The organism is Candidatus Magnetominusculus xianensis, assembly GCA_001541255.1.
Taxonomy (GTDB): Bacteria; Nitrospirota; Thermodesulfovibrionia; order Thermodesulfovibrionales; family Magnetobacteriaceae; genus Magnetominusculus; species Magnetominusculus xianensis.
Genome location: LNQR01000045.1, coordinates 5,001 through 11,931, shown reverse-complemented (window position 1 = coordinate 11,931; position 6,931 = coordinate 5,001). Strand labels below are relative to the sequence as shown.

The following is a 6,931-nucleotide window of genomic DNA, read 5'->3' as shown; positions in this document are numbered from 1 at the left end:
GAATGACATCTCTAACAATCCACAGAGGCTTACTTCTATGACCAATTTCCCTTATCTTATATTACCTGTATGATTGCCACTTGGTATGAGGTAATACACACACCATGTTTAAGAGCGTACCCTGTGTTCCTGCGCTTCTACAAACGCCCGCAGCACAGCGTTGATGCGGGTTTGGTAGCCTCTGCCGTCATGTCTGAACCATTTTAGAACATCGGGGTCTAAGCGCAACGTCACTGTTTCTTTGACTTTAGGCATAACAATCTGAGCCTTCTCGAACCACTTGGCATCGGGAATAAACGTGTCTGGGTCACTGGCAACAGCTTCCTCGATGTTTGAATCAGTCATTGCCGCAACCCGCGCCCAATCCGTCATGTCATTCATCAGCTGCGCTTTTTTTGATGCGTGCATAATACGCTTCCTGCTCATGGGTTACTGCCTTTCTTGCGCTTATTATCCGGTGCTTGTTCTCGCGTTGTGTGTAAACAAGTACAACACCGTTGACCTCGCCATAGACACCTATACGCTGCTCGCCGTAATCACGGCGTGTAATTCAATTAAATGGGAGACCTGGGGGCAATTACACAAGGCTGCCCCCCTGGTCTCCATTACAGTGTCGTCACCTTTCCATCCAATTCAGAATTTTCCCAAACGCACTTGCTGCCGGTGGTAAGAATGTTGAACCCCCTTCTGGCGTTATGCCAGGCATCCAGTCCGTAACCCCGCCCATGGAATTACTCTGCAGCGACGATTGGTTAGTATCGCTGGAGGTTACGTCATGGAATCCCGTAGATACGGAAATCCTGTTTATGGAGCTTGTCGAAAGCTGCATCAGCAAGTTCCCCTGCAGGCTTGTTGAGGGTATTGTGTAGCTTGTGCAGTTATCCATGAGCGAGCCAGGATTTGCTGCAGTGGCACAGTTAAAGACTAATCCTCTTGATCTGCCTCCAAAAGAACATAAGTCTGACGTAGGTTGTGTGGTGGTAAAAAATATCATATTAGAGGCAAACGTAGGGTCAGATATGTTGCGCTCGCTGTAATATGGTATACTGCTGACAGTCTGCGCGCTGTTAAGGGGGAATGTCCAGTCAGGCCTTTTGCCGCCCGCAGAAGATAGCACATTACAGGCGTTGGGCACAGTAGAGGACGATAGGTGCGTTAAGGTCGTATTGTCGCAGCATCCGTACTGGTCACAGAAAAATGGAGAGGCATACAGGAAGTCTCCTGAAAGCCGGTTGTTGCTGCTGTCCACTACGCTGTATGTATCGAGCGACTTAAAGTATTTTCCCGACCCGACAAATGCATAGTATTGGCTAAAGCATTTATTAACGTTTACCTGGCTGGTAACAGGGGCAGTCAGGCTGAAATAGCTTGTGTCGTATTTCCAGCAGTTCGTCCAATTGGTTGGGCAGGCGCTTCCACTGCACATGGTAGTAGGGGCTGTCCCGCCTGTATAAACGGACATTATGCCGCCGGTGACATTGTCCCATGTAGTACTCTGCGCCGAGGTATAGCCTGCTATTACATAATCTGTATCGCTATCGGCATTTATGTCCACCCCGTTAGTAAACAGCCTTCCACCATATGCACGCGCAATGCCTGTGTCGTACTTGAATATGCCGCCGCTGCTTCCAATAGCTGCTGTGTCTATTGTAAAGTCACTGTTTAAGGCTAAAACAAAGGACTTTAGGTTTTGATAAGAGTAACCTGTATATGTCTGCGGCCCGGAGAGAAACATGACCATCAAATTCCCGCCTCTATTGATAACTGCAGGGCCGGAATAGGAAAACCCCAGTTCCGGATGAGAGAACTCCCACAGCAGCGAGGGCGAAGTAGGATTGGTAATGTCAAGGGCATAGTACGATGAAAGCCCGACACATGCACTCGTTGGTGATGTAGCGTCAGTACGGTTAGCGGTAGTACATGTATCTGTCGGCGGGTTATATATGTCGGTTGCCGCTGGACATGTACCACTGGTGGAGCATCCACACGACCCGCCCAGACGCATACCGCCTATTAGTACAACCTTATCGTCAGTTGCACCTGATGGTGTGTAGGAGTAGATATAAGGCTTCAGGTCGTTAAAGTAGATGTGGCAGCCTGCGCTTGCCGTATATAAAGTATCTGCCAAATAGCGCAGGTAGGGCAGAGAGTTCCTCGGAATAAATCCCCACAGTTCTCTGCCGAGGGAAGAACCCGTTAGCTGCTGTATCTCGCCAGCACCCAGTCCGGTAGACGATAACTTACCCACCTTAAAGGCATGAAGCATTCCATCGTTGGCGCCAACGTAGGATACATAATAGTCGGCATTGCCGTTGATGGAAGCCGGCTTGTATTCGTGCAAAAGAGGAGTCGAGTATATTATATCACCGAGCTTCCATACGCTTGTTGTAGATGAACCTAAATTCGCAGTGGTCCTGTTTCGAAGCCCTGATTTATCAACCCCGCGTGTGTACTCGATAATATCGTTCACGGTTGCCGTGCTGGGAAATGTAGTGCCCATATATGTGGTGAAGTGAGCAGCATTAGTTGTATTAAACTGAATGAGGCCGGTATCTCCGTTTGTATATATTGTCCTCACAGAGGCGTTGTCATGGTACAAATCATAGAAGCTGCCGCTGAAACTCGTAGATACGCTGGTTAAGGATGAGGGGGCGCGGCTGTTTCCCCCTGCTTCCCATATGGTACTCAGGTTGTCAAACGTTATAGTAGATGGCGTAAGCGCGGTCAATGTACCAGTGCCGGTTATATCGCTATATAGTTGTATGACGGGGCTGTTGTTAACAACCGTAAAGTTTAAGACATTGTCATTTGTGAGGTTTAATTTGTAGTCGTTGACCGTGTCTTCCCTGATTTGCTGCACTAACTTGGTGTTATAAAACCAGAGATTATTGATAAAGCCAACCCAGGAAAGCTGAGTGCCGTCGCTGAAATACTTGTTCGGGTAAAAAAGCACCTGCAATATATTAGCGCCAGCCTGTGTCCTTTGAGAAAGAACCGTAGCGGCAGTGCCTGAGGCCTCATTGGTTGCAATGCTGGTAAATGTGGTTCTCAACGCGGACTCAAGCTGAGAGGCATTGCTGGTTGTCTTATATGTGCCTCCGCCGTTTGTAGCAGTGTCTGACATCAACTTGGTAGGACTGCATTCATTGGTCTTACCGTTGTCCTCTCCGTTGAATATAGTATAGGTGCGGATATATTGGCTCGCACTTGTGGGCGCGGCAGAGGATGACACCGCTGATTTGTCAAACGTAAATATGTTTTTGTTCTTCGCAAGCCACGCCAGGTCATCAAGATACGTGCTTCCTTCATATAGATAACAAGAGGTACCGTCTGTGATGCTGTCGTCATCGCCGTCAAGGCTTGTGGTGCTTGTGGGCCTCACAAGATTCTTCACATTTATGTTTTGGTCTGTTGTTGACATACCGTCCGAGATAATCAGTATATTGTTTTGTCTGCATGAGTAGTTAACCGGTGACTGCGTCTCATCGAAGTCGGTAGTGTTGAGACGCATGTCTGTCCTGCTTGCGAAATATCCAATCGCGTTATAATATGCCTCGGCCCACGGCGTCCATGAGGAGGCTCTGATAGCGTTTATAGTAGAGATAAGCGACGTAGCTGCGGCGCTCAAAGCTGCTGAATCATCACTGGTAGGGATATATGAGATAATCTGTCCACCATCAAGATTAGTTCCGGATGAAGGGCAGGCCACAGTTGTGGTGGGCACCAGAGTGATATTGTCACACTCGCTTGCCGACCCGGCAGTGTTGAACGTCATTACTCCAAATTTCAATATGCCGGAGAATTCGTCGATAAGCCCGGTAGGGGTAGTTGACTGTTCGACTCTCACCTGATAAACACCTAACGGGTCGCCTAACTGGCTTGTCACGCCAAAATCCAGTAAGATGCCCGGAAGTGACCCCGAACTGTTTACCCCGGCAGTCAGCAGTGAATCCCCTGATGGATCAGTGACTGGAAACCCCGCCATGTCGTTACAATAGTTTACAAAACCCTGCTCTACACATGCATCGGAATTTGAGTAACCATTGGCAATCCATGAGGTGCCGTTCCAGCATCCCCCTACGTACATCTTACTGCCGGTGGCGGGTGACCCCGTTGTTGCACATATCCCTGCCATAGGGTCTACTGTTGAGTATGTCGGAGGCGACGATGCTATAGAAGAGTAATATCCCCCACAACTGGACGAGCCTACTATTCTAGTGACATCACCATTGCCAATACACGATGTTGTCACAGGATAGGTACATCCCCAGCATGTCTGCATTGCGTGATTAAATGTGGGTAACGTCTTACTGTCGCCATAATTTGTATCCGGAATACAGTCAGCCGTTTTCTGCTTTGCCTGTCCAAAGTTGCCATAAAGCCACTCGTAAACGGCTCCAAGACAACTAGCGTAGTCGTAAGAACCCTTGAATATATCAATTCTTGTTGTCCCGCCATTAGACCCTCCAAGTGCGGACAAGCTGCCGTTGTTCGGCCCTCTGATACCAAATGTTACCTTGTTTGTCCCGCCGGTATCGACCGACTTAATATATCTCATCCCGTTCCAGCCTGCGCCCTCTCCGATGAGTACATTATATGTACTGTCGTACTTGCCTCCAGTTAAAATCATTTTTTGGATGTCCATTTTTGACATTGTAAGCCAGTTGAGGAAGTTTCCACGGGCAACAAACTCCGTAACTGCGGTTTGACCGCTGTTAAGACTTATGCAGAGATAGGAGGTGTTAATATATGAGCAGGTTTTTGACCCTGTGTAAGCGCTAAATGTTGAGCAACTGCCGTCACCTGAGTAGTTCGTCCCTCCGTTGCCAATATACATAGTGGTATTATCGAAGTATCCAGGGTATGTAGTAGTGTTTGAATAGCTGTTGTCAAAACCAGGGTATATTCCACTTGATGAGTTTGACGTGTATGAAGTAGTCGAATAATATGCCGGGTCGTACATGCTGTAGGAATTATCGAACATTAAGAGGAGATTTGGCGGCACTGTCTGCTGGATGAAAGGTGGTGATGCACAATAGTTTTGCATAGCAGTCGATGCAGGAGTTGGAGTCGGCGTTGGAGTTGGCGTCGGGGACGGCGTTGGGCAGGTGGCGGACACTGTCGTTGTAGTTGTCGATGTAGACGCTGCCGTTGTCGTCGTAGATGACGTTGTGGTTGTGGTTGTAGATGTTGTCGCCGTGAAAGTTGCAGTGACGCTTTGAGCGCTATTATTCATTGATATTGAACACGTGCCTGTGCCTGAGCAGGCGCCTGACCAGCCCGCAAATGTTGAACCTCCAGTTGGGGTGGCCGTAAGGGTTAAGACATCGTTATTTCCAACGGAGTTTGAACAAGTGGCGCTGCAACTGAAATTATAACTGCTGTTAGTAGTATCTACGGCTGAGACGCTTCCTGTCCCCGTCCCTGCAATAGTTACTGATAAGGTCTTAGCTGCATAACAAACCGGGACAAAAAAGGCTGTGCCAAGAATTATAGATAGAAAAATAAGCGCTAACTTCAATGCCGATGCAGTTCTGTTACATGCCTCTGTGGAATGTCCTTCATTCTTTTTAAAATTATAACTGAGCGGAAATATGTGTATTTTTGTTTTCAGCATATCAAGCTCCTCGAAGTATTAATTGTCAGCATTAACTGTCTTTCCCATGTGATACCTTTGTCTGCCATATCACTCCTGTCACCCCTGCAGCCGCTCCGAAATGAAATATAGTTGTGTCTAATATCACCGTGACCGGCTGTCATGTATAAACATTTTACTTATCTATTTTTTAACACATCTGAACTTGTCTTGTCAATGATATTCTTATTAAAATTATGGTGAAAAAAATCTAACTACTGGAATTTGCATATTTTCTTGTACATGTGGCATAATTGTACTGATGATAGATGTGGTCTTTTGGCAATGCTTGCGGTCAATCCATTCAGCGGGGGTTGATTTACTTGAATGACGAAAACATTCGATAAGGTCGATACCATCGATAACCCATGGCGGCGCCTGCCGTGGACTGTGCTGCTGTCTCTGATTATCTGGACAGTCCTGACGTGGGGATTTGGGTTTTTAATTAACACAAACATGCCGCGGCGTTCTCTGCCAACACCAATATCTATGGACATGCAGTTAGTAGAACTTAAACCACCAGATACGGTGCCACTACTTCCCCGTGTGCAGACTAACCCTCCGACTGAGACAGCACCTCCAGCGCCAGAGATAAAGAAACCTGAGCCGAAGCCCAAGCCGAAAAAGGCAGTGCCTACTCCGGCTCCACCGGAGACACCGGTTCAGACTGCCAAGTTAGTGCCCTCTGTTGAACACGCTGAGAGCAGCCCTGAGCCGCTCTTCAAGTTTGAAAATATTGATAACGCAACTATTGGTGACAATATAACCGTTAGTGACAATGCGACTGCTGATAATACAACAGTTAATATTGCTTCACAAAATGACAATAACAGCGGCCCATTATTTATAAATTTAGACTACCCCCCCAGAATATCCCTATATTAATAAATCTTGCCGGTCAGAACTGCTATTGGCTGTCAGCCCTGTTGATATGGAAAAAAAGGCTTTATTTTTAGCATTGTGAATGTGTACTATACTGGGTTATGGAATATAGGTTAACGGAAAAAGTACAAGCAGCCGGTTGAGTGTCCAAAATGGGTCCGGCGGACCTTGAGGACGTAATACACTCTATTCGCGGCGAAACGCTGGAGAGCCTTGGCGCTGCCGATGCGCACACCACAGTATTAGTGGGCCCAGGTGATGACGCCGGTGTATATTTAATCGGCGACACGGCAATCGTTGAGACTGTGGATTTTATAACTCCATTAGTAAATGACCCGTTTACGTTTGGTGAGATAAGTGCTGCCAACTCGTTAAGCGACATATATGCTATGGGGGGCAGGCCGGTTGCGGCGC

At 47.4% G+C, this 6,931-nt stretch carries 5 protein-coding genes (1 of these 5 running past the window's edge); 2 read left to right on the top strand and 3 right to left on the bottom strand.

What is annotated here, in order from left to right:
* Nucleotides 1-108 precede the first annotated feature (108 nt).
* The 3 genes from ASN18_RS06520 to ASN18_RS06510 all read right to left on the bottom strand — a co-directional run bounded on the left by ASN18_RS06520 (nucleotide 109) and on the right by ASN18_RS06510 (nucleotide 5,617).
* The gene (locus ASN18_RS06520) at nucleotides 109-381 is read right to left on the bottom strand and encodes a BrnA antitoxin family protein (RefSeq protein ID WP_236861570.1); all 273 of its coding nucleotides are present in this window, start codon (nucleotides 379-381) and stop codon (nucleotides 109-111) included.
* Nucleotides 374-550 carry a BrnT family toxin gene (locus ASN18_RS17920; protein WP_085051939.1) on the bottom strand — a complete coding sequence of 59 codons (177 nt, stop codon included), beginning with the start codon at nucleotides 548-550 and terminating at the stop codon, nucleotides 374-376. Before ASN18_RS17920 ends, ASN18_RS06520 begins: the two co-directional genes overlap by 8 nt.
* A 66-nt stretch (nucleotides 551-616) precedes the next feature.
* A complete protein-coding gene (locus ASN18_RS06510; RefSeq protein WP_085051937.1) occupies nucleotides 617-5,617 on the bottom strand; it encodes an InlB B-repeat-containing protein in 5,001 nt (1,666 codons plus the stop codon).
* Nucleotides 5,618-5,962: 345 nt separating this feature from the next.
* Here ASN18_RS06510 and ASN18_RS06505 point away from each other — a divergent pair, with 345 nt between their 5' ends.
* Entirely contained in the window at nucleotides 5,963-6,520 is a 558-nt protein-coding gene (locus ASN18_RS06505; protein ID WP_085051936.1) for a hypothetical protein, read from the top strand.
* Nucleotides 6,521-6,669: 149 nt separating this feature from the next.
* Nucleotides 6,670-6,931, top strand: partial view of a selenide, water dikinase SelD gene (gene selD, locus ASN18_RS06500; protein WP_236861569.1) — the start only. Its footprint extends 737 nt past the window's final position; the window shows 262 of its 999 coding nt (coding positions 1-262); it begins with the start codon at nucleotides 6,670-6,672; its stop codon lies off the right edge, out of view.

Excerpts from the sequence above, each read along its gene's own strand:
- ASN18_RS06505 (WP_085051936.1), top strand. The coding sequence starts at position 5,963 with ATGACGAAAACATTCGATAAGGTCGATACCATCGATAACCCATGGCGG.
- ASN18_RS06520 (WP_236861570.1), bottom strand. The coding sequence starts at position 381 with ATGAATGACATGACGGATTGGGCGCGGGTTGCGGCAATGACTGATTCA.
- ASN18_RS06510 (WP_085051937.1), bottom strand. The coding sequence starts at position 5,617 with ATGCTGAAAACAAAAATACACATATTTCCGCTCAGTTATAATTTTAAA.